This is a genomic window from Sphingobacteriales bacterium, assembly GCA_016711285.1.
Taxonomy (GTDB): Bacteria; Bacteroidota; Bacteroidia; order Chitinophagales; family UBA2359; genus JADJTG01.
Genome location: JADJTG010000002.1, coordinates 12,211 through 35,432, shown reverse-complemented (window position 1 = coordinate 35,432; position 23,222 = coordinate 12,211). Strand labels below are relative to the sequence as shown.

Annotated in this window: 20 protein-coding genes and 1 tRNA gene; 11 read left to right on the top strand and 10 right to left on the bottom strand. The window is 44.7% G+C overall.

The genetic code is table 11. The features are described from left to right. Positions 1 to 34: 34 nt before the first annotated feature. From IPL35_00405 to IPL35_00395, 3 genes are all read right to left on the bottom strand, one after another. Entirely contained in the window at positions 35 to 451 is a 417-nt protein-coding gene (locus tag IPL35_00405; GenBank protein MBK8441949.1) for an Rrf2 family transcriptional regulator, read from the bottom strand. A 35-nt stretch (positions 452 to 486) separates the two neighbouring features. Then, positions 487 to 1,020 carry an inorganic diphosphatase gene (locus IPL35_00400; GenBank protein ID MBK8441948.1) on the bottom strand — a complete coding sequence of 178 codons (534 nt, stop codon included), beginning with the start codon at positions 1,018 to 1,020 and terminating at the stop codon, positions 487 to 489. 71 nt (positions 1,021 to 1,091) lie between these two features. After that, positions 1,092 to 1,162, bottom strand: a tRNA-Gln gene (locus IPL35_00395). 187 nt (positions 1,163 to 1,349) lie between these two features. Here IPL35_00395 and IPL35_00390 point away from each other — a divergent pair. The 4 genes from IPL35_00390 (at position 1,350) to IPL35_00375 (ending at position 5,095) form a co-directional block, all read left to right on the top strand. Then, a complete protein-coding gene (locus tag IPL35_00390) occupies positions 1,350 to 1,859 on the top strand; it encodes a DUF4442 domain-containing protein (protein ID MBK8441947.1) in 510 nt (169 codons plus the stop codon). A gap of 73 nt (positions 1,860 to 1,932) precedes the next feature. Beyond that, the gene (locus IPL35_00385) at positions 1,933 to 3,075 is read left to right on the top strand and encodes a cysteine desulfurase (protein ID MBK8441946.1); all 1,143 of its coding nucleotides are present in this window, start codon (positions 1,933 to 1,935) and stop codon (positions 3,073 to 3,075) included. 76 nt (positions 3,076 to 3,151) lie between these two features. After that, on the top strand, positions 3,152 to 4,096 hold the full coding sequence (gene paaA / locus IPL35_00380; protein MBK8441945.1) for a 1,2-phenylacetyl-CoA epoxidase subunit A: 945 nt from the start codon (positions 3,152 to 3,154) through the stop codon (positions 4,094 to 4,096). A 129-nt stretch (positions 4,097 to 4,225) separates the two neighbouring features. Then, positions 4,226 to 5,095, top strand: a complete 870-nt coding sequence (locus IPL35_00375) for a hypothetical protein (GenBank protein MBK8441944.1) — start codon at positions 4,226 to 4,228, stop codon at positions 5,093 to 5,095. A 28-nt stretch (positions 5,096 to 5,123) separates the two neighbouring features. On the opposite strand, the gene IPL35_00370 is transcribed toward IPL35_00375, so the two are convergent. From IPL35_00370 to IPL35_00345, 6 genes are all read right to left on the bottom strand, one after another. Next, positions 5,124 to 5,771, bottom strand: a complete 648-nt coding sequence (locus IPL35_00370) for a SprT-like domain-containing protein (protein MBK8441943.1) — start codon at positions 5,769 to 5,771, stop codon at positions 5,124 to 5,126. Further along, on the bottom strand, positions 5,768 to 6,166 hold the full coding sequence (locus IPL35_00365; protein ID MBK8441942.1) for a hypothetical protein: 399 nt from the start codon (positions 6,164 to 6,166) through the stop codon (positions 5,768 to 5,770). Before IPL35_00365 ends, IPL35_00370 begins: the two co-directional genes overlap by 4 nt. A 153-nt stretch (positions 6,167 to 6,319) precedes the next feature. Beyond that, positions 6,320 to 6,598 carry an AtpZ/AtpI family protein gene (locus IPL35_00360; GenBank protein ID MBK8441941.1) on the bottom strand — a complete coding sequence of 93 codons (279 nt, stop codon included), beginning with the start codon at positions 6,596 to 6,598 and terminating at the stop codon, positions 6,320 to 6,322. Next, positions 6,582 to 6,965, bottom strand: coding sequence for a polymer-forming cytoskeletal protein (locus tag IPL35_00355; GenBank protein MBK8441940.1), 384 nt, complete (start codon positions 6,963 to 6,965; stop codon positions 6,582 to 6,584). Before IPL35_00355 ends, IPL35_00360 begins: the two co-directional genes overlap by 17 nt. A 172-nt stretch (positions 6,966 to 7,137) precedes the next feature. After that, positions 7,138 to 8,058: a M23 family metallopeptidase gene (locus IPL35_00350; GenBank protein MBK8441939.1), complete on the bottom strand. Its 921-nt coding sequence runs from the start codon at positions 8,056 to 8,058 to the stop codon at positions 7,138 to 7,140. Between the two features lie 183 nt (positions 8,059 to 8,241). Next, positions 8,242 to 8,796 carry a hypothetical protein gene (locus IPL35_00345; GenBank protein ID MBK8441938.1) on the bottom strand — a complete coding sequence of 185 codons (555 nt, stop codon included), beginning with the start codon at positions 8,794 to 8,796 and terminating at the stop codon, positions 8,242 to 8,244. Positions 8,797 to 8,887: 91 nt separating this feature from the next. Here IPL35_00345 and IPL35_00340 point away from each other — a divergent pair, with 91 nt between their 5' ends. Continuing rightward, on the top strand, positions 8,888 to 9,262 hold the full coding sequence (locus IPL35_00340; GenBank protein MBK8441937.1) for a hypothetical protein: 375 nt from the start codon (positions 8,888 to 8,890) through the stop codon (positions 9,260 to 9,262). Between the two features lie 99 nt (positions 9,263 to 9,361). Here the strand turns inward: IPL35_00340 and IPL35_00335 are convergent, their stop codons facing one another. After that, positions 9,362 to 10,756, bottom strand: a complete 1,395-nt coding sequence (locus tag IPL35_00335; protein MBK8441936.1) for an NADH-quinone oxidoreductase subunit N — start codon at positions 10,754 to 10,756, stop codon at positions 9,362 to 9,364. Between the two features lie 148 nt (positions 10,757 to 10,904). On the opposite strand from IPL35_00335, the gene IPL35_00330 reads away from it, so the two are divergent. The 6 genes from IPL35_00330 to IPL35_00305 all read left to right on the top strand — a co-directional run bounded on the left by IPL35_00330 (position 10,905) and on the right by IPL35_00305 (position 23,110). Then, on the top strand, positions 10,905 to 11,612 hold the full coding sequence (locus IPL35_00330) for a glycosyltransferase family 2 protein (GenBank protein ID MBK8441935.1): 708 nt from the start codon (positions 10,905 to 10,907) through the stop codon (positions 11,610 to 11,612). A 1,317-nt stretch (positions 11,613 to 12,929) separates the two neighbouring features. Next, on the top strand, positions 12,930 to 18,896 hold the full coding sequence (locus IPL35_00325) for a CUB domain-containing protein (GenBank protein MBK8441934.1): 5,967 nt from the start codon (positions 12,930 to 12,932) through the stop codon (positions 18,894 to 18,896). Further along, complete coding sequence (locus tag IPL35_00320; protein ID MBK8441933.1) at positions 18,832 to 21,552, top strand: hypothetical protein; 2,721 nt, start codon at positions 18,832 to 18,834, stop codon at positions 21,550 to 21,552. The genes IPL35_00325 and IPL35_00320 overlap by 65 nt, the downstream gene beginning before the upstream one ends. Next, on the top strand, positions 21,524 to 21,985 hold the full coding sequence (locus IPL35_00315) for a hypothetical protein (protein ID MBK8441932.1): 462 nt from the start codon (positions 21,524 to 21,526) through the stop codon (positions 21,983 to 21,985). The genes IPL35_00320 and IPL35_00315 overlap by 29 nt, the downstream gene beginning before the upstream one ends. Continuing rightward, a complete protein-coding gene (locus tag IPL35_00310) occupies positions 21,883 to 22,707 on the top strand; it encodes a hypothetical protein (protein MBK8441931.1) in 825 nt (274 codons plus the stop codon). The genes IPL35_00315 and IPL35_00310 overlap by 103 nt, the downstream gene beginning before the upstream one ends. Further along, entirely contained in the window at positions 22,670 to 23,110 is a 441-nt protein-coding gene (locus tag IPL35_00305; protein ID MBK8441930.1) for a gliding motility-associated C-terminal domain-containing protein, read from the top strand. Before IPL35_00310 ends, IPL35_00305 begins: the two co-directional genes overlap by 38 nt. Positions 23,111 to 23,222: the final 112 nt, after the last annotated feature.

Below are 23,222 nucleotides of genomic sequence, written 5' to 3'. Positions count from 1 at the left end.
TATGCGATAAAAGTAGGATTTTTTTGATAAAAAATTATTTCTCTACTAATTCTGCAATAGAGATTTGTGCCAAAGCGTTGAGGGTTTGGTAATGCACTTTTTGAGCGGCTTTTTTGATGGCACAGTGCTGTTCGTCGGTGCAGTCGGTGCAGGATTCGTAGCGGGTTTCGGAGGCACAGGGCAGCAGCGCAATAGGTCCTTCAAAGAGGCGGTATAATTCGGCGAGATTGATGAGAGCCGCATCTTTGATAAGATAATACCCACCCACATTGCCTTGTTTGCTGTTTACCAAACGGGCTTTTTTGAGTTCCAGTAAAATCTGTTCCAAAAATTTTTTGGGGATATTTTCAGATTCTGCTATTTCAATGGTGCGCACCATTGTTTCTTTGTTGCTGTTTTTTGTCAAATAGCACAAAGCTTTTACGGCATATTTCATTTTTTTTGAAATCATATACCTTTTTTTATAAAGCGGCAGAAAGAAAGTTATTATTTGCCAAATTGTTGGCGATACAACTCAATGCTGTGCTGTATGCTTGCAAAAGCGGCATCGCGCCCTTGAAACTCATCAACAACTACCGTTTTATTTTCCAATTTTTTATAGTCTTCAAAAAAGTTTTTCAGTTCCATTTTATAGTGCAGCGGAATATCGTCAATATGCTCAATATGGCTCACACTTGCATCGTTGAGGGCTACGGCGATGATTTTATCGTCTAATTTTCCGCAGTCTATCATCTGCATCAATCCAATAACTTTGCAGCGCACCAAACACAAAGGTACAGTAGCCACTTGCGAAAGCACCAATATATCCAAAGGATCGCCGTCGTCGCCGAGCGTTTGTGGGATAAAACCGTAATTGATAGGATAATGCACCGCCGAAAACATCACACGGTCTAATTTTATCAGCCCCGAAGCCTTATCTATTTCGTATTTGGCAACAGAGCCGCGTGGTATTTCAATAATGGCGTTGAGTATTTCGGGTACTTGTTCGCCGCTTGCTATTTCGTGCCAGGGATGCATTATCATAATCAAACAAAAATAAAAGATAAAAAACAAAAAAAGCCTTTCAAGTGTTTTGAAAGGCTTTTTTAAAGTTGCCCAACCAGGATTCGAACCTAGACAGACAGTACCAAAAACTGTAGTGCTACCGTTACACCATTGAGCAATCCGTTAATTGCGGTGCAAATTTATACCGTAATTTTTATTTGCAAAAATTTTTTTTACTTTTTTAGACATAATTTTATCCGACCACTTCATAAATTTGAATTTTATAGCATATTTACAACAAAATTTTGTGATTTTATGCTCAAAAATGTGTTCTTTTGCTGTGTTAAAATAAAAATAATATCGCCATGCTACTTGAAGTGAACCCTAATGCAGAAGCATTTAAAAAGAAAATTACACGCACTGTCACCTATAAATTATTTTTGCTCACACAATTGCCAATGGCTTTTTTGGCTGGTTTGCGGGTGGAGCAATTTGATGAAATGCAAACCGTAGTGACAGTGCCTTATAAATTTTTGAATAAAAATCCTTTTCAGTCCGTTTATTTTGCAGTATTGGCGATGGCAGCAGAATTATCTACCGGTATTCCTGCATTTGCGGCAGTGTATAATAATCCGAAACCGGCTTCTATGTTAGTAACAGGAATGAGTGCTCAGTTCAGCAAAAAAGCAAAGGGGGTGATACGTTTTACTTGCCGCGACAGTCATAAAATCTGGCATGCCATTGCTACTGCGCAGCAGCACGGCAACTGGGAAGCGGTGCGCGTAGCTACCATCGGCATTGATGCGCAGGGCGAGGAGGTGGCACATTTTGAATTTGAATGGTCGTTTCGCAGCCGTATAATGGACGCTAAGTAATTCGCAATTTTTAGATTATTTCGGGCATTTTTTTTATATTTGTGCGCTAAAATCATACACAAAAAGATATTTTATGCGCCCTTCTATTCTTTATTTTGACAATGCAGCCACCACACCTTTGGACGAGGAAGTATTCGAAGCAATGTTGCCTTATTTAAAGGAACATTTCGGTAATCCTTCTGCTATTCATTCTTTGGGTCGCCAGACACGCAGTGCTATTGAAAAAGTTCGCAAAGTTATCGCACAACATCTCAACGTGTCGCCTTCCGAAATATTTTTTACTTCGGGAGCTACTGAAGCCAATAATATGGCATTGTTGGGAGCAGTGCGCGATTTGGGCGTAAAACGTATTATATCTTCGCCGACAGAGCATCATTGTGTGTTGCACACATTAGAGCATTTGGCGCAGGCGTGGAATGTGGAGGTAAAAACCCTGCCACTCACCGAATGGGGGCGAGTGGATTTGGCAGTATTGGAAGAATGGATTACGACTGATGAAAACCGTGTTCCCACTTTGGTATCCCTGATGCACGCCAACAACGAAATAGGGGCGATGCTGCCCTTTAAAAAAATATCGCAACTCTGCACCGAAAACGGCATTTACTTACACTCCGATACTGTACAGACTTTCGGGCATTATACCTTTGATTTGCAACGTACTCCGGTTGATTTTTTGAGTGCTTCGGCGCATAAATTTCACGGACCCAAAGGTGTAGGATTTTTGTATATCAACAGCCGCCTCCACATCTCGCCGATGATTTTTGGCGGCTCGCAGGAGCGCAACATGCGGGCAGGCACCGAAAATGTAGCAGGTATTGTGGGCTTGGGCAAAGCCGTAGAAGTGGCTTATACACACTTGGAAGAAGACCGCGAATATGTTACGGCTTTGCGAAATTATTTGGCGGAACAGTTGGAACAAAAATTTCCGCAACTTATCTTTAATACCGACTGGAGAAACAGTAGCCTCTATACTGTATTAAATGTCGCATTTCCGCCGGTATATAAAACCGACCTTTTGCTGATGAATTTGGATATTGCGGGCATCTGTGCCTCGGGCGGCAGTGCTTGCAGTTCGGGTGTAGAGCAACGCTCTCATGTGCTGCAAGCCATCAATGTGCCGACAGATTGCGTGGCAGTGCGTTTTTCTTTTTCCAAAAAGAATACCCGCGAGCAGGTAGATGAGCTTTTGCAACGCTTGGAAAATATTTTGCAATAGAAAAACTAAACAATTTTGCATTTTTTTGTTATTTTTACACAATAAAGAATGCCTAATCCATTCTTCATATTTTTTTATGAGCAACGTCATCAATCCCGAACAAATATTCAACGATAAAATCGCTGCCGATATAAAAATAGAGCCGAAAGATTATATGCCGGAGCGGTATCGCAAGCAATTGCTGCGCATGATGTCGCAACACGCCCATTCCGAAGTTATCGGTATGCAGCCCGAAGGCAACTGGATTACTCGTGCTCCTTCGTTGCGCCGCAAAGCCGCTTTGTTGGCAAAAATTCAAGATGAAGCCGGACACGGTTTGTATTTGTACAGTGCCGCCGAAACTTTGGGTATGTCGCGCGAAGAAATGGAACAACAACTCTTGGACGGCAAAGCCAAATATTCCAGTATTTTTAACTATCCCACTTTGTCGTGGGCAGATATAGGAGCTATTGGCTGGTTGGTAGATGGTGCGGCAATTATCAATCAGGTGATGTTGCAGCGCACATCTTATGGTCCTTACAGCCGTGCCATGATACGCATTTGTAAAGAAGAGAGTTTTCATCAGCGACAAGGTTATGAAATTGTGATGACTTTGGCATTGGGTACACCCGAACAAAAAGCAATGGCGCAAGATGCCATCAATCGCTGGTGGTGGCCTTCTTTGATGATGTTTGGACCGAGCGACACCCACTCGCCCAACAGTGCCGAGTTGATGGGGTGGCGTGTAAAATGGGAAAGCAACGACACGCTGCGGCAACGTTTTGTGGACAGGGTAGTGCCACAAGCCCATTATTTAGGGCTTACCATTCCCGATGAAAAATTGCACCACAATCCCGAAACCGGACATTATGAGTATGGCGAAATTAACTGGGCAGAGTTTTATGATGTAATCAGCGGCAATGGAATATGCAATCAGCAACGAATGGAACACCGCCGCCGCGCTACCGCCGAGGGAGCTTGGGTACAAGAAGCCGCCACCGCCTACGCCGAAAAGCAACGCGCTAAGGAGCAAGCGGCTTAATAGATTGTTTTTTTAAAAAAATGACTTTAATCTATGTATGTTTTTTTGTAAACATGCATAGATTTTATTTATTTACAACTGATATTAAAATACATAGTTTCATTTTTTTATTTTTCAAACAAAAAGAGGATGAAAAAAATACTATTCCTTTCGCTACTTTTGCTGGCAGCCACTTCCACTATTTTTGCACAATCCAAAAAAGAACAAAAGCAAAAAGAAAAAGAGCAGAAACTCCAACAAATGGAATTAGAACAACATTTGGCTTTGGTGGAGGCTTCTAAAAAACAAGGCACCGTAGTGCGGAGCAGAGACACCGTTTATAAAGCAGGTACACCTTACTGCTTGCTCAAAGCCCGTAAAAAGTTTTTGGTGAGCGAATATACTGTATGTAATTTGGCAGGCAAACCTCTGATAGATGTTCCGTATGATTGTATTGAAAATATGAAAGGAGGCGATGATTTATGTTATTACCGTTTTTTGTTTTTGGAGTCGGGTGCGCAAGCCGAATTACAGATGTATTTAGGTTTGAAAATAGAGCGTTTGGTGGCAGAATATGAATTGGTGCTTCCTGATGGCTCTGTTAATCCCGAAGGCGAAAAACGGTTTTTGATGAATTATCCGCCGCGTTATTCCAAAGTGATGGAAAAGGCATTGCTCAATTCGGTGAGCAACGGCAGCCACACTAAAATCATATTGATACAGCGCGATACCGATGAAGACATACATATATCCGACAACAATATCCGGCAAGATAATGTGCTGATAGGCAGGTATCAAAGAGGAAAAATTACACAAGATATAGAGGAACTGAACAACTTTTTGTTTTATACACCTGCGGGTGTATTAGTTGCAGAAGCGGTACAGCAACACGATGATTTATCTTCGCAGTATCGTATTCATACGATATCGGATAATGCCGACTTCAATATTACATTGGACGATCTTGAAGATGAAGCCGAGCAATTAGCAGATTATTTGGTACAAAAAGGTTATTTGTAGCATTGATAAAAAACAGATACTTCTCTGTTTAAGGCTGCGGCACTGTAATCACCTCCACCAAAGCACTGAAGGTAAATTTGCGCCCGCTTACAATTTCTGTACACAAATAACGGCTGCGGCGTTTTTCCTCCAAACGATACATTTTTCGCCTGTACAAAAACAGGGTCTGCGGAGCTATATCTTCTATATGGATTTCCCCTTTTTCTGTCGGCGGCTGAAAATTATATTGTTTCATCGCACGGAGCAGGGCGGTATCGCTGCAAGAGGCGGCGGCAGGGCTGCGCAAATGTGCCTGAATAAAAGGGACTAAATCGGGCGCAAAAAATTGTTGTTCTAAACAATGTTGCATCAAAGCCACATACTGTTGTTTCCACTCGTTGCCGTGCGGTGCTACACTTTGCCGATATTGTTGCCAAGTGAGCAGGTGCGCAATTTCGTGTACGAGGGTTTGAAGAAAGGCGTAGGGGTTGAGGTCGCCATTGACCGAAATGCGGTGCTGCTGACGGATACCACGCGGCACACGATAATCGCCTAATTTACTGTGTCGCGAGCGACTGATAGTCAGATGAAAATCTAAATTTTCTACCCACTCCACTACCTGTGCAAGGGCGGCGGCGGGAACATGCTGTGCTAATAACTGTCGTTCTTGTGGACTTAAAAGGCGATGTTGGGTCATACAGAAGCGGAGGAGGAAGCACGGCGGCTCAACTGTATCAGTTGATACACATCAAAAACAGTATAGAGCGTATAAAGCAAAAAAAACGGCACTACAAACCATTTGTCGGTAGGGTGTGCCAAAGAAATATACAAGAGTATCAAAATTGCCGACAGAAAAAATTTGGCAAATAAAACTACCAACATATAGTGTGTGAAATATTTGCTTTGCGGAGTCAGTTTTAAGAATGAAGGTATCATAAAGACAGCAACGCTATACAGCCACAAAAACAACAAAGCAGCCCAAGCAAAAAACGCTGTTGCGCCTTGCAACCACCCTGCATATTCTGTAGCCGACAGCAATAGCATTACACCCACCGACACAAAAAAAAGATTACGCTGTATAGAAAGCCACATGGAAAAATATAATCAAACGTGCGTATTTGTTTGAAATTAGTTTGTATTTGTAAGTTGATAAAAATTATTGATAATCAGATATTTGTATTAATTTATAACTGATAATTAATTATTCATTCCTGATTACTTACTTAAAGTATATTATTATAAAAATTATTGAGATATATCGGCGGGAGGGTCGTCGTCTATATCCTGCTTATAATCTATCACTTCTTTCATTACCACTCCCAATGCCAAAATAACGCCCACCAACGCCAATGCTGCTGTATAGTAGTGTTTTTTGCATTGCATATATTCATTGAGCTTCATTCCGGCATAAGTAAATACCAAAATAATACCGAACATTTGAGTGCCGAGAGCCGAAAAACGAAAAAATTTATCTATACCTTTTTTAGGTATAGGCTTGCGGAATTTTTTAGGAGTTTGCTGCAAGAGGCGTAGTATTATAGGTATTGGAAGATTTATCATTCATATTACAAGTGCCGTTAAAGATGGCTCCTGGTTCTATCACCAATTTTCCGTAAGTCAAATCACCTTTTACATTAGCGGTACTTTTGAGGGTTAAAATACCGCTGGCATTGAGTGTACCCTCATAAGTGCCTTCAATATCAACAGATTCGCATATAATATCGCCTTTAATATAACCGGAATCGCCGATAATTACTTTTGATTTGGAATCCAATTTACCCAAAAAGGTACCTTCGATGCGAATAGCCCCGTCAGATGTAATAGTACCTTCTATGTTAGTTCCTTTGGATATGAGATTTCGGTTGGCAGCCGAGGCAGGATTACTGCTCATATATGCAGTATTTTCGCCATTGGCAGAAGTTGTTTTTTTAGAGCCGAACATAAAAAAGAGTGAGGTGGTGAATAAAAAAAATCAATAAATAAACCAATAATATTGGTATTAATGAAGGGGTAAAGATAATACAATAAAGAAATATTACAAGTATTCAGTTTATTTCAAATGATTAAAAATTGAAATATTCTGCCGGATTTTGGGGTTTGCCGTTGTGCCACATTTCAAAATGCAGGTGAGGCCCGCTTGATAGTTCGCCGCTATTTCCGATAATGGCAATGGCATCGCCCGCTTTCACCGTAGCCCCGCTTTTTTTGAGCAACTCCGAATTATGCTTATAAAAAGTAATCCAATTGCTGTCGTGTTGTATGGCAATTACATTTCCGGTATCCAAAGTCCACGCCGAAAATATCACACGTCCGTCTGCCACTGCTCTGATGGGTTCTTTTTCTTTTGCCACCATATCAATACCCCAGTGATTGCCGCCTATATTGTAGGTATTCGTAACAAGCCCTTCCACGGGCGGTGTCCAACTGAGTTGTTTCATCAGCGAAGCCGGCGACACCCCCTGCTGCTGTGTGATGGCATAAATTTCCTCCTTTTCCATTTTATCGCGCAAAATAGAGTCGTCTTTAGATGTTTTATGCGACAACTGAACATCTTTATGAGCGACTTTCTTGCTTTTGGCGGTTTCCTCCTGATCCATATCCTGTGCCAGCATCTGCAACTGCACGCTATCCATATCTTCACCATTGAGTACCATCTGCAAATTATTGATAAACTGATTTTGCATCTGAATTACTTCACTCAAAGAATCGGCGGTGCTGTTGAGTTGTAGAATATCTTTGCGCATACCCACATCGGCATAGCCCGGAATGTACTCGCGCAATGGCGTAAATGCCAGCAACGAAAAAATAAGCCCGAACAATACTACAAAAATGGTGCTGGCAACAATATACACATTCATACGAGTGAGCTGAAAAGAAATCTTTTCTTCCAAAGTTTCTTTATCCAAAATCAGTAAATGATATTTGGTATGTAGGCGTTTGGTAAAAAACTCACGATTTAGTTTGATATTGGGAAATAGTTTCATAACTGCCTGCAAATAGAATAATGATGAATTTATTAATGATGATGAGTATTATTTTAAGGTATTTTATTTTGTGATAAAAAAAATAACACCTCCCCAAAAAAAACAACATCAATTATTGGATAACGAAAGAGCAAATATAATAGTATAATGAAATGATGCACATCATTTTACAAACAATCTCAATCATTGCTGCAAAGTTTCTTCTATAATCGCGTGTTCATACAGCCATTGCTCCCATTGTTGGCGTTGTTTGGGTTTATACAACAACAAAGGCTGCGGTACTCCTGCCACTTGTATTTCATATCCTTTGGATACGGCTTGTAAGTGTGTAATGGCTTTGATGTTGATAATGGCAGTGTCCATCAGCAACATTTGCTTTAAATGCCGGACATCTTCTACCGCTTGTTCAAATGCAAGTGGTAAAACTGTATTGCTAATGCCAAAAAAATCCAATATGTATATGTTGCAGGTTGCTTGATTTTCTCGGATAATAGCTACCAACTGATTGGGCAGCACCGAAAATAATTCGCCGTTTTTTTGGCGCAACGACAATACCGTACCGCCTTCTGCCACGGAGGTTTCGAGTGTTTGTAAGCGACTTTTGTTGGTTTCAAATTGTTGTGCAATACGACTGCGGGCAGCCAAGCGGCGGCGCGGCAAACGCACGAGTATTACATAGCCTACAAATATGAAAAAAAACAACAGCAACAAAAAGAAAAACTGTACTTTTGGGGTCATAAGAATATCGTATTATTTGCACAAAAATACGCATAAGCAGCACCTTATACAAAACGTTGTAGATTTTTTCAATAATTTATATTTTCAATTTATGACTAAATTTTTTGTTGCCTTTTTCTTTCTGTGCCTTTCTTATACAGAAACCTTTGCGCAAGGAAGCCCCAAACAACTCATGCAAGTAACCACCGTAGAGTCTATTATTCCGGGCGGATTGGGACGTTCGCGTATGATTGTCACATTGCCCGATGGCACTCAGCAAGAACAGGATTTGGAAAATTTTTATAGCTTAGTAGGTATCAACTTCGGCAATATCAAACAAAACGACAATGCTATTTTGAACAAACTCAATGCTCTTATTACCGAGGGCTGGGAAATAGAAAATATAGCCACAGGCGTTCAAAGCCCCAGCGAAGGTGTAGCACAAGGCATCTTTATCACCCGCTATTTATTGAGTCGCGCCAAATAAACAGGCAACCATAAAAACAGTCTTTCTTTTTAAGGATATTAAAAAAAAGCGCACATTTTAATTGATAAAATGTGCGCTTTTTTATTTTTATTAAAAATACTAAAAAAACAAACGAGAAAATAAACCCGGAGCTATGCCTAATGCCAAAGTGAGCAAAGTAAGAATAGCTAAACTCCATTGTACAGAGGCATCTAACGAAAGTGCCGAACTCTGAGAAGGACTGGCTTTTTTGAAGAAAGCAGCAAACAAAACCCTGAAATAATAATAAATGCCCATCGCCGACATCAATACGGCAAAAACCAATATAATAATGGTGTGCTGCTCCAATACATTCATAAACACAAACAACTTACCCATAAAACCTGCCGTGAGCGGAATACCCGCCAACGACAGCATCGCCACTGCCAGCACTATTGCCAAAAAAGGATTGCGCTCCATCAGCCCGTTGAAATCGTCATAAGTTTCTACACGATGATTGCCCAACGTGCTGATAAGTACGCCGAAAGCCGCTATACTCGCCAAGCTGTATGCCAACGTATAAAATAAAATGCTGTATTGCGAATGAGTGCCCAAAGCACACAACGCCAACAACAAATAGCCCGCATGCGAAATACTCGAATACGCCAACATGCGTTTAAAACTATTCTGAAACACCGCCGTAACATTACCGACAAACAAAGTGAGCAAGCTCACCGCCATCAGCAAGGGCTGCCACTCTGCCGAAATGCTGCCAAAAGTACCCGCAAATAATTTATAAAATGCCGCAAAACTCGCCGTTTTTACCACCGTACTCATAAATGCGGTGAATACCGTAGGCGCACCTTCGTACACGTCGGGAGTCCAGAAATGGAAAGGAGCCGCCGATACTTTGAACAGCAACGCCACTGCCAACAACAATACACCCACTGCCAGCAGGTGCGTTTCTGCCGCCCCCGCCGCAATGCTCGCTTGGATACCCGAAAGCGAAAAACTCCCCGTAGCTCCGTAGAGCATCGCCACGCCAAACAAAAAGATGCCCGTACTGAAAGAACCTGTTAAAAAATATTTCAAAGCCGCTTCGTTGGAAAGCAGATTGCGTTTGTCGCAGCCCGCCAGCACATACGCCGAAATAGACAGCGTTTCAACACCCAAAAACAGCATCAGCAAATGCTCATACGAACACATCATCAAAGCCCCCACCAACGAAAACAGCATAATACTATAATATTCCGCCGCTTGGGATTCATGAAATTGCGCAAAGCGTTTTACAAAAGGAAAAATAAAAAAAGCCGACAACAAAATAACCGCACTAAATAAATTAGCTGCCGTGTTCATAGACAACATATTGTTGTTGAAAGCACTGAAAAATGGCAATATCCCCTGCCACTCTATTGCCAAAGCACCCAATCCCAGCAGGGAGGCTATGAGCGCAAAGGGCAGAAGGAGTTTTTTATTGACAAAACCGATAAAAAGCGAAAGAATGCCACAAATAGATAAAACGACAAGTGCTAACATATTTTTTGTATGGTATGGCTAGGGTTGTTTTTCAGAAGCACAAAGGTAATTCTTTTTATTTTTGCTTGAAAAATTTTGTAGATTTTCCTGTGGCAAAAATGCAATAAAGCGAAAAAAAGTATTAAAATACAATTTGATAAAATAATATATGTGGAAAGGAAAAAAAATAGTCGTAATCATTCCGGCTTTCAACGAAGCAGCAGCTATCGGCAAAGTGCTCGCTGCCGTACCCGCTTGGGTAGATTGCCGGATAGTTGCCAACAACGGCTCTACTGATGCCACCGCCGCCGAAGCCGCCGCACAGGGAGCAGTGGTCATATACGAAGCTCGCAAATGCTACGGTTATGCTTGTATGGCTGCTTTGAAATATGTGGAGCAATGGCACAATGAGGCGGATATTATTGTTTTTTTAGACGGCGATTTTTCGGATTTTCCCGAAGATATGGAGGAGTTGGTTGCGCCCATAGCAGAAAATACGGCAGATTTTGTAGTAGGTGCACGCGCCGCACACCTCCGCGAAGCCGCTTCGCTCACGCCACAGCAAATATTTGGCAACTGGCTCGCCACTTCGCTGATGCGCCTCCTTTTTCATTCATCTCCTTTCACCGATTTAGGACCTTTTCGGGCTATATTGTATCGCTCGCTGCTGCAACTGCACATGCAAGACCGCACCTACGGCTGGACGATAGAAATGCAACTTAAAGCACTGCGCCATGCTCTGCGTTGCCGCGAAGTGCCTGTACGTTACAAAAGACGCATAGGAGTTTCCAAAGTGTCGGGTACGTTCAAAGGCAGTCTGCTGGCAGGTATCAAAATTATAGCTTGGATAGCGAGATACGGATTAAAGAAAGATTAAAGAAAGAGAATATAAGCACAACATCTGCACAAAACACGAAAAAAGCACATTTACACCCTCGCAAAGCCGCGTTGCACTGAAACAATGTCAGGTTACACTGAAACAATGTCAGGTTACACACCTCGCAAAGCACATTTACACCCTCGCAAAGCCATCTCGCACCCTCGCAAAGCCGCGTTACACTGAAACAATGTCAGGTTGCACTGAAACAATGTCAGGTTACACACCTCGCAAAGCACATTTACACCCTCGCAAAGCCATCTCGCACCCTCGCAAAGCCGCGTTACACTGAAACAATGTCAGGTTGCACTGAAACAATGTCAGGTTACACACCTCGCAAAGCACATTTACACCCTCGCAAAGCCATCTCGCACCCTCGCAAAGCCGCGTTGCACTGAAACAATGTCAGGTTGCACTGAAACAATGTCAGGTTGCACTGAAACAATGTCAGGTTACACACCTCGCAAAGCACATTTACACCCTCGCAAAGCCGCGTTACACTGAAACAATGTCAGGTTACACTGAAACAATGTCAGGTTACACACATCGCAAAGCACATTTACACCCTCGCAAAGCACATTTACACCCTCGCAAAGCCGCGTTTCACTGAAACAATGTCAGGTTACACCTTTGCAAAGCCACCTTACACCCTCGCAAAGCAAAGAAACAAAATGAATAAAATACACAAAAACAGAACATTTAAAACCTTCAAAAAAAAACAGGATATAAAATATAAATAAGTACTCCGTCAAAATTGACCTGATGCCCTTTGCATATAATGATATGCGTTGCTTTTTTAGATTCTTAAAAAAAAACACATATCAAAAGCCCATTGCTCTGCACCCTTCCAATCCACTTTTTCTTCTATTATCTTTTAATTTTTTGCAACCCAAAAATCATACTTTTTTGACATATTACTTATAAAAAAATCAATCAACGGCTTTTGTCTGATAAAAAAGCAAAAGCCATTTTTTTATGAGGTAAAAAAGAGTAAGTTATCACCAAAACAGGGTTTATTTACAAAGAATGTCGCAAGGAGTAATGAAGGTTGCAAAATCATAAATAATTGATTATCATTATTTTGTGTTTTAATTTTAAAAAACACTTTGAAAAACACTCACAATAGTTATCTGACGTTGCAAAGTTTTAAGGTTTTAATTTTGTTCATATCACTCATTATATAAATAATAAATATATTAATTATAACTGATTAATTCACACCAAAAAATACAAATATATATATTATAGTGAGTTGGGTTTTGAACCCTTAATTTTTACCCTAATTCATTAAAATACCCACCCTATTTGCTCAACAACATGATTAAAGTATTAAAATCTGTATTATTGCTGCTGTACTGTTGTAGTAGCACAGCAATATTATTTGCCTGCGACCAAAGTTCAGTTAGTATTTTGGATATGCAAACCAATGCCAATGGAACAATTACCTATACCATACAATTTACGGTAGATTATGGTAGCAATGATGATGCGTGGGGATATGTAGGTAGTGCTTTTCAGTTTACTTCTTCTGCTAACACGCCAACCATTGTGGCAGGTGGTTTTACATCCTCCATTGCACAAGGTGGTGGTTTATCGGAAGATTTGACTGCACTTACGGGTAGTGCAGTAAATTCATTGGCGGGGAGTTCCAGCTGGACTTTTTTAGATAATAAAACCAATGTCGTAACCTACGAATATGGCGGTTTTGGTAATGCAGCCTTTGGCGATTTTACCCGCACAGTATCCATTACTGTATCGGGTTGTGTGGAAAATATTACATTTTATGCCAATCCTGAATATACAGGAGGCAATGCTTGTACCTTTAGTGCTTCAACAGGGGTGAATTGCTCCAACCCCTGCACCACACCCACTACACCCATTATTGCCGGTAATGCCAACCCTACAGCCAACCAACAAAATGTAGTGTATTCGGTAATACCACAAAGCGGTGTCAGCTACAACTGGACAGTTCCGGCGGGAGCAACCATTGTTTCAGGACAAGGAACTTCTTCCATCACCGTAAACTGGGGTACTTCCGGTGGCACTGTAAGTGTATTAATGACAAATACCACCAACAGCTCCTGCACCGCCACCGATGATTTAACAGTGACCATCAGCAACAGTTGCACAAGCCCTACCACGCCTACGGTCAGTGGTAATGCCACCCCCACCGTCAATCAAACGGGCGTTGTATATTCAATAACACCCCAATCCGGCGTTTCTTATGTATGGACAGTTCCGGCAGGAGCCACCATTGTATCCGGTCAGGGAACAGCATCTATTACAGTCAATTGGGGAAATACATCAGGAAATGTATCAGTTACGCTTACCAATACTACCAATACTACTTGTACGGCAAATGATGTATTAGCCATTACATTGACGAGCAACAGTTCTTGTGGCGATACCTCAGCACCTTGCTCATCGGCAGGTACTTTTAGTTTTAATGTAGATGGTGCTGCTCAAAGCGGGAATGGACCTTTCAATCTGCAATCGGGGCAAACACTCAATATCATCACCAACGGTGATTATATTCTGCCGCCACCCGGAACTTCCATTTATAATGCCGGTCTTGCTTACGCTATTTTTGACTGCAATCCCTCTTCTTTTGATTTAACCGACCCTAATACATATTCCGGCTCCAATGCTTGCTACCTTGATGTGGATCCCAATTCCGATGGCAATTTCAACGGTTCAGAAACCAATTGTTCTGGTCATTCCACATCTGATGTAAACTGGCCATCTACGGTGTGGGTAGTACCTGTAACCTATGATGCTTATCAGGTAGGTTTTGGCGGTGGTGTAATTTATGATTTCGATGGGGACGGCTGTGTGAATTATAGTTGCCCTTTTCAGATAAATTATCAAACTACGACACAAACCATTGCCTGTGGCGGTACTTTTACAGATTCTAACGGCTCTAATAATTATTGTAGTAATGCTGATGATGCTTGGGTGATATGTGCAGGTGCGGGGCAGCAGGTAACACTTACTTTTAATTCATTCCAAACAGAAGGCGGTGGTGGTTGCTCTTATGATTTTATGAAAATTCACAATGGAAATTCCGCCGCTGCTCCTTTAATCGGTACTTATTGTGGCTCAAGCAGTCCGGGCACTGTTACTTCGAGTAATGCTTCGGGGTGTTTATATGTTACTTTTCAATCCGATGAATTTAATAACCAAGCCGGTTGGTCAGCTACAGTTTCTTGCTCTTGTGTAGCCCCTACTATGAATGACCCCGCTAATCAAACACCTTGTGCTGGAGATGCCGTTAGTGTAACTTTTTCGGGTGCACCGGCAGGAGCTACCTATAATTGGACAAACAGCAATCCGTCTATTGGTTTAGCTGCGAGTGGAAGCGGAAATCTCTCTTTTAATGCAGCAAACGTTACTTCTGTACAAACAGCCACTATTATTGTCACTCCTTCTACTTCTCCCGCCTGCATAGGTACGCCACAATCCTTTACCATTACCGTAAATCCTGATGGAAATGCGGGGACTGCTGCTACTACTTCAGCTTGTAGCAATAGCAGCAATTCTATTAATTTATTCAATCAATTGACGGGGGAAAATACGGGTGGAATCTGGAGTGCTTCCGCCGCAAACCCAAGCGGCGGAACATTTAATGCGGCTGCCGGAACATTTGTACCAAATGGAGCAAGTGCAGGAACTTTTTCTTTTACCTACACACAAGGAACGGCTCCTTGCCAAGACACTGAAACAGTCAATATTACAATTAATGCACCGACAACCCCGACATTCTCACCGATAATGGCAATTTGCTCGGGGGGTAGTATTACTTTACCTACGACCTCAACGAATAGTATAGGAGGCAGTTGGAGTCCTGCGGTGAACAATACAGCGACGACAACCTATACATTCACCCCAAGTGCGGGACAATGTGCGAGTACAGCGACGATGACGGTGAATGTAAACAATGCAACGACTCCTACATTCACACCGATCGCGGCGATCTGTTCGGGGGGCAGCATTACCTTACCTGCTACCTCAACGAACAGCATAGGAGGCAGTTGGAGTCCTGCGGTGAACAATACAGCCACGACAACCTATACATTCACCCCAAGTGCGGGACAATGTGCGACCACAGCGACCTTGACGGTGAATGTAAATAATCAGACGACTCCGACGTTTTCACCGATCGCGGCGATTTGCTCGGGGGGTAGTATTACTTTACTGACGACCTCAACAAACAGTATAGGCGGTACTTGGAGTCCTGCGGTGAACAATACAGCGACGACAACCTATACATTCACCCCAAGTGCGGGACAATGTGCGAGTACAGCGACGATGACGGTGACAGTAAACAATGCAACGACCCCTACATTCACACCGATTGCGGCGATCTGTTCGGGGGGCAGCATTACCTTACCTGCTACCTCAACGAACAGCATAGGGGGTAGCTGGAGTCCTGCGGTAAATAACACAGCAACGACAACCTATACGTTCACTCCTGCTGCGGGACAATGCGCGACTACAGCGACGATGACGGTGACGGTGAATGCCCCTGTGACTCCTACATTCAGTCCGATCGCGGCGATCTGTTCGGGCGGTTCCTTTACCTTGTCGACGAGTTCTACCAATAGTATTAATGGCAGTTGGAGTCCTGCGGTAAATAACACGGCTACAACGACTTATACCTTTACCCCGAGTGCAGGACAATGTGCGACTACGGCAACCTTGACGGTGAATGTAAACAATGCAACGACTCCTACATTTACACCGATCGCGGCGATTTGCTCGGGTGGTAGTATCACCTTACCTGCTACCTCAACAAACAGCATAGGAGGCAGTTGGAGTCCTGCGGTGAACACTACGGCTACGACGACTTACACCTTTACACCGGATGCGGGACAATGTGCGACTACGGCGACTTTGACGGTGACTGTAAACAATGCAACAACCCCTACGTTCAGTCCGATCGCGGCGATTTGTTCGGGGGGCAGCATTACCTTACCGACGACCTCAACAAATAGTATAGGAGGTAGTTGGAGTCCTGCGGTGAACAACACCGCTACAACGACTTATACTTTCACCCCAAGTGCGGGACAATGTGCTACCACAGCAACCTTGACGGTGAATGTAAACAATCAGACGACTCCGACGTTTTCACCGATTGCGGCGATTTGTTCAGGCGGTTCCTTTACCTTGCCGACGAGTTCTACTAATAGTATTAATGGTAGTTGGAGTCCTGCGGTGAACAATACCGCTACGACGACTTATACCTTTACCCCAAGTACGGGACAATGTGCGACCACTGCGACCTTGACGGTGACTGTAAACAATGCAACGACTCCTACGTTCAGTCCGATTGCGGCGATTTGTTCGGGTGGCAGCATTACTTTACCTACGACCTCAACGAATAGTATAGGTGGTAGTTGGAGTCCTGCGGTGAACAATACCGCTACGACGACTTATACCTTTACCCCGAGTGCGGGACAATGTGCGACCACAGCGACCTTGACGGTGACGGTGAATAATCAGACGACTCCGACATTCTCACCGATTGCGGCGATTTGTTCGGGTGGCAGCATTACCTTACCTGCTACCTCAACAAACAGCATAGGAGGTAGTTGGAGTCCTGCGGTGAATACTACGGCAACAACGACTTACACCTTTACCCCAAGTGCGGGACAATGTGCGACCACAGCGACCTTGACGGTGACGGTGAATAATCAGACGACTCCGACATTCTCACCGATTGCGGCGATTTGTTCGGGTGGCAGCATTACCTTACCTGCTACCTCAACAAACAGCATAGGAGGTAGTTGGAGTCCTGCGGTGAATACTACGGCAACAACGACTTACACCTTTACCCCAAGTGCGGGACAATGTGCGAGTACGGCGACGATGACGGTGACAGTAAACAATGCAACGACCCCTACATTCACACCGATCGCGGCGATTTGTTCGGGCGGCAGCATTACTTTACCTGCTACCTCAACGAATAGTATAGGAGGTAGTTGGAGTCCTGCGGTGAACACTACAGCGACAACGACCTATACTTTCACCCCAAGTGCGGGACAATGTGTGAGTACAGCGACCTTGACGGTGACGGTGAATAATGCAACGACTCCTACGTTCAGTCCGATTGCGGCGATTTGTTCAGGGGGCAGCATTACCTTACCGACGACCTCAACGAACAGCATAGGAGGCAGTTGGAGTCCTGCGGTGAACAACACAGCAACAACAACCTATACTTTTACCCCTGCTGCGGGACAATGCGCGAATACAGCAACTTTAACGGTGACGGTGAATGCCCCTGTTACACCTACGTTCTCACCGATTGCGGCGATTTGTTCGGGTGGTAGTATCACCTTACCTGCTACCTCAACGAACAGCATAGGAGGCAGTTGGAGTCCTGCGGTGAACAACACAGCAACAACAACCTATACTTTTACCCCTGCTGCGGGACAATGCGCGAATACAGCGACGATGACGGTGACAGTGAATGTACAACCGCCACCTCCGAATGGTTTAGCCTGTTATGAAACGGCCACCTTCAATGCAAGCACCTGTGCTTGGGAGGTGAGTGGTGTTGAGCCACCTGCTCCGACGAATCTGGCTTGTTATGAAACGGCTACTTTTGATGGGGTTGCTTGTGTGTGGGTTGTGAGCGGCGTTCCACCGATATGCGATGACAACGATTGTGGTACACAAGACAGCTACAATACAACAACTTGTGCTTGTGTGCATACTCCGATACCACCGCCGAATTGCGATGACAATGATTGCAGTACGCAGGACAGCTACGATACAACAACTTGTGCCTGTGAGCATACTCCGGTTCTGCCGCCGAATTGCGATGACAATGATTGCGGTACGCAAGACAGCTACAACACGGCTAGCTGCACCTGTGAGCATACTCCGGTTCCGCCGCCGATATGCGATGACAATGATTGCAGCACCGATGACAGCTATGACAGCATTACGTGTCAATGCGTTTATACACCCAATGGTTTGAGTATTTTACCGGTGTTTACTGCACTTTCGCCGATCTGTTCGGGCGGCAACATTACGTTACCGACTACCTCAACAAACAGCATAGGAGGCAGTTGGAGTCCTGCGGTGAATAACACAGCGACCACGACTTATACCTTCACGCCGAGTGGTGGACAATGTGCGAGTACGGCGACCTTGACGGTGACGGTGAACAATCAAACGCCCCCTACGTTTTCACCGATTGCTGCAATTTGTTCGGGTGGCAGTATTACTTTACCGACTACTTCAACGAATGGCATCGGGGCAGCTGGATTCCTGCGGTGAACAATACCGCTACGACGACTTATACGTTTACCCCGAGTGGGGGCAATGTGCGAGTACGGCAACGATGACGGTGGTGATTCAAAATGCAGTTTTGCCACAGTTCAGCATAGAGAATACGTATTGCAACGGAGCGGTGACGGACTTGTTGCCTTCGGTATCGGACAATGGAATAACGGGAGTTTGGAGTCCGGGGGTGATATCAAACAGCACTTCAGGCAGCTACACCTTCACGCCGCAGGCGAACAGTTGTGCGCTGCCATATATATTGGATGTGACGATTACGTCGGGAGCCGTGCCGGAGTTTTCTCTGACAGACAGCTATTGTTCGGGCGAAGTGGTAGCTGTGCTGCCGTCGGTATCGGACAACGGAATAGCGGGTACTTGGGTACCGGGAGTGATTTCGAATACGGCGAGTTTTGATTATACGTTTACTCCTGCTGCGGGGGTATGCGGTCAGCCCTATATCCTGAGTGTAACGGTGAGTCCTGCGGTGACACCGACGTTTACGCCGATAGATCCTTTGTGCAGCAGTTCGGGGGTATTGGTGTTGCCGGTCACATCGAACAACGGAGTAACGGGGACGTGGAGTCCTGCGAGTATCAATCCGGCTACGGCCAACTCCCCTGTCCTTGCCACCTTCACTCCGAGCAGCAATCCTTGTGCGCAAAGCACTACAATGACCATAGAAATTACCGATGTCGTGACGGCGAGTTTCACGGATTTTCCAAGTTTATGTCCGGGCGATGCGGTATTTACGCTACCGATCATCTCATCGAACGGGATTGTAGGGAGTTGGGCACCGACGAGTGTGAATCCATCTACGATGCCGCCAGTGGTGAATGCGATGTTTACACCGGCGGGAGCCTGTGCCCAGAGTTTGGTGGTACCGATCGCATTGGGGATAGAGGGCTGTACGAATCCGACGGCGGAGAATTACAATCCGAATGCGAGTTGTGAAGACGGGTCGTGTATCTTTATCTGTCCGGATCCGGGTTGTGATGACGGTCAATGTTCGAACGGTGCAGAGTGGTGGAATGCTACTTTGTGTGTATGTATGCCCGGAGAACCCGTTATTCCGGCGAATTGTGATGATGGGAACTGTTACAACGGCTTGGAGGTTTGGGATGATTTGAGTTGTTCCTGTTTGGCGGGCGAACCTCCGGTGATACCGAATTGCAACGACAATATCTGTGGTACATTAGATGTCTATGATCCATTTATATGTGAATGTACGCACGAGTTCATAGACCCGCCGAGTTGTGATGACGGGGATTGCAATACTTTAGACAGCTATATAGCGTCACAATGCACCTGTGTTCATACGGTCATCGTACCATTGTGCAATGACGGGGACTGTACGACCGAAGACACCTACGATGCCCAGATTTGCCTATGCATCAATACGCCAATCCTCCCTCCGAGTTGTGATGATGGGGATTGTCAGACGGCAGATACCTACAACTCATCTATCTGTGAATGCGAACACGAACCGATCGCATTACCGGTATGCGATGACAATTTGTGCAGCACGACAGACACCTACGACAGTGCGAGCTGTTCTTGTGTGTTTACGCCGCTACCGCCTCCGAGTTGTGATGACGGGGATTGTCAGACGGCAGATGTGTATAACTTTTTGACTTGCGAATGTGAGTACAGCCCTATAGAGCCTGGAGCCTGCGATGACAACAATTGCGGGACAGCAGACAGCTATGATGAGGGACTGTGTCAGTGTGTGAACACGCCGCTACCGCCTTTGAATTGTGATGACGGAGATTGCAGCACGGCAGACAGCTACAGCAGTTTGACTTGTACCTGTGAGAACACGCCGCTACCGCCTTCGAATTGCGATGACAACGACTGCGGTACGGTGGACAGCTACGATGCGGCTACGTGCAGTTGCAGCCATAGCATCATACCGCCTTTGAATTGTGATGACGGAGATTGCAGCACGACAGACAGCTACAACAGTTTGACTTGTACCTGTGTGCATACGCCGCTGCCGCCACCAAATTGTGATGACAATGACTGTGGTACGACAGACAGCTACGATGCGGCTACGTGCAGTTGCAGCCATACTATCATACCTCCGCCGAATTGTGATGACAATAACTGCAATACAGCAGATGTTTATAATACGCAAACGTGTCAGTGTGAGCACAATGCGATAACACCGGGAGCTTGCGAGGACAATGATTGCAGCACGGCGGACAGCTATGATGCAGCTGCGTGTGCCTGTGTACATACGCCGATACCACCATTGGTTTGCGATGACGGGGATTGTAATACAGCCGACAGCTACGACAGCAATACGTGTACCTGTATCTACGTCCCTGTACTGCCGCCAAATTGCGATGATGGGGATTGCGGGACGATAGACAGCTACAACAGCAGCACTTGCAGTTGCGAGCACACGGTGGTTACACCGGGCAGTTGTGATGACGGTGACTGCAACACGGCAGACAGTTACGACAGCAGTCTGTGTGCGTGTGTAAACACGCTCATACCGCCGCCGAATTGTGATGACGGAGATTGCCAGACGGCAGACAGCTACGATGGTGCTATGTGCAGTTGCAGCCATACCATCATACCACCGCCAAGTTGTGATGATGGGGATTGTAATACGGCAGATGTGTATAATACCCAGACTTGCCTGTGAAAATAACCCGATAGAACCGGGAGCTTGCGATGATCAGGATTGCACGACAGCAGACAGCTATGATGTGGCGGCTTGTGCCTGTGTAAACACGCCGATACCGCCGCCGGATTGTGATGACAACGATTGTAATACGGCAGACAGCTACGACAGTGGGACTTGTACTTGTGTAAACACGCCGATACCACCACCAAGTTGTGATGACAATGATTGTAATACGGCAGATAGCTACGACAGTGCTACTTGTACTTGTGTAAACACGCTGATACCGCCACCGGATTGTGATGACAACGATTGCAACACGGCGGACAGCTATGACAGTACAACCTGTACTTGTGTAAACACCCAAATACCGCCACCGATTGTGATGACAATGATTGCAACACGGCAGATGTGTATAATATACAGACTTGTGTCTGTGAGCACAACCCGATAACACCGGGTGCTTGTGATGATGGGAACTGCGGCACGGCGGACAGCTATGATGCAGTGCTTTGTGAATGTGTAAACACGCCGATACCGCCACCGGATTGCGATGACAATGATTGCAACACGGCAGATAGCTACGATGCGGCTACTTGCAGTTGTATAAACACGCTGCTACCGCCGCCGGATTGTGATGACAATGATTGCAACACGGCAGATGTGTATAATATACAGACTTGTGTCTGTGAACACAACCCGATAACACCGGGAGCTTGCGATGATGGGAACTGCGGCACAGCGGACAGCTATGATGCGGTGCTATGCGAATGTGTAAACACTCAAATACCGCCGCCGGATTGCGATGACAATGATTGCAATACGGCAGACAGCTACGACAGCACGACGTGTACCTGCGTAAATACTTTGATACCACCGCCAAGTTGTGATGACAACGATTGTGGCACTGCGGACAGCTATGACGACAATACTTGTACCTGCGAGCATACGCCGATAGCGGTTCCTGATTGCGATGACAATGATTGCACGACAGCAGACAGCTACGACAGCAACACCTGTATCTGTGTACACACGGTGGTTTCGGGTCAGCCGAATGCGGGGATCAACAGCAGTGGGGAGCATTGCATAGAGTCGGGCGAAGTGAGTTTGTTGGCGTTGATGGACGGCACCCCTGACAGTGGGGCGTATGGACGGACGGCAGTGGCGCGGTGGTGAGCGGTTTGTTCACGGCGGCGGCAGTGGGGAACTACAATTTACCTACACCTTTGACAGACGGGGATTGCAGCGATGTGGCGCAATTGAGCCTGACGGTGATGCAATGCAACAATATAGCACCGAGATACCGGAGTTATATATACCGACTGCTTTTAGTCCGAATGGTGATGGAGTGAATGATGTATGGCAGTTGAGTGACAAGAAGGATATTGCGAAGATCCACGTATCGGTGTTCAACCGTTGGGGGAATGAGGTATATGAGAGCGATGAGATAGACTTTCAGTGGGACGGATTTTACAAAGACACCGAACAGGAAATGGAGGTTTATACTTTTTATATTGAAGTTACTTTTGATGACGGAAGTGATAAATTCTACAAAGGAAACCTCACTTTAGTGCGTTAAACTGCTTTATTACTGTGAATAAAAAAGGCTCTTTCAACAAAGAAAGAGCCTTTTTTTATTTTAAAACTTCATTTAAAATCTGTATTGTATTTTAGATAAAAACGAAGAAAAG